Origin of the sequence: Pseudoalteromonas agarivorans (genome assembly GCF_024518735.1) — a bacterium.
In the GTDB taxonomy this organism is placed as follows: Bacteria; Pseudomonadota; Gammaproteobacteria; order Enterobacterales; family Alteromonadaceae; genus Pseudoalteromonas; species Pseudoalteromonas atlantica.
This window is the reverse complement of sequence record NZ_JANIGJ010000024.1, coordinates 1-1,017: the sequence shown is the minus strand read 5'-3', so window position 1 is coordinate 1,017 and position 1,017 is coordinate 1. Positions and strand designations below refer to the sequence as shown.

General features: G+C 53.2%; 1 protein-coding gene. It reads left to right on the top strand.

The annotated features are described in order from the left end of the window. Window positions 1-1,017: Ig-like domain-containing protein (locus tag NQT65_RS20160; protein ID WP_256851920.1), on the top strand; the 1,017-nt coding region annotated here is incomplete at both ends.

The following is a 1,017-nucleotide window of genomic DNA, read 5'->3' as shown; positions in this document are numbered from 1 at the left end:
TCACACCGACCCTAAGCGGCACCAGTGATGCGGTTGAAGGCACCGTGATCACCTTTACGGTTATCGATGATTTAGGGGCCGAGCAAACCTTTACCACCACCGTGGATGCGAGCGGCAATTTCTCAGTGGAAGTACCGACGGCACTTGCAGAAGGGCCTTACAGCATTGAGGCCAGCATTAGCGATGATGCAGGTAACAGCACTGATATCACCGGCAGCGGTAACATCGATACCACCGCGCCAAGTGTGAGTGTGGATGCACCAGCGCTCACCAACGACAGCTCGCCAACAGTTACGGGCACCAGTGATGCACCAAACAGCACCGTTACGATAACCTTTACGGATGCAGCCAATGCCGTACAAACTATTGATGTACAAACCGATGCTAATGGTAATTGGAGTGCCACCCCAGCGACTGATTTAGCCGAAGGTAACTACAGTGTCAGTGCTAGCATCACGGATGCAGCGGGTAACACGGGCACAGGGACAGACAGCGGTGAAGTGGATGTAACTCCACCGGCTCTTGCCTTTACGCCAACCTTCGAGCTTGGTTTATTGGTTACCCTCAGTGGTACCTCTGACCTGCCAGCAGGCAGCGAAATTACCATCACCGAGCAACTTATTGGCGGGGGAGTCGGTGTAACTTATACCACCACAACCGATGCCAACGGTAATTGGTCTTTGGTGGGGCTTGATGTATCACTACTGGATGTAGGCTCTGTGATTGCCACAGCCACAGATGTAGCAGGGAACACACGCACAATCAGCTCAGATGACTTTGATAACACACCACCTACACTCACGGTTGAGGTGGATGCACAAAGCAATAGCAACACGCCTATAATCAGCGGCACAAGTGACGCAGGCGAAGGCGCACAAGTCACGATTATGGTGACCGACAGTGACGGTAACCCACAAACCATTACCGCCCTTGTTGATGCCAACGGCGAGTGGAGCGCCACCCCAGCGACACCACTCAGTGAAGGTGAAAGCACGATTGAAGTGAGCGTACGCGATA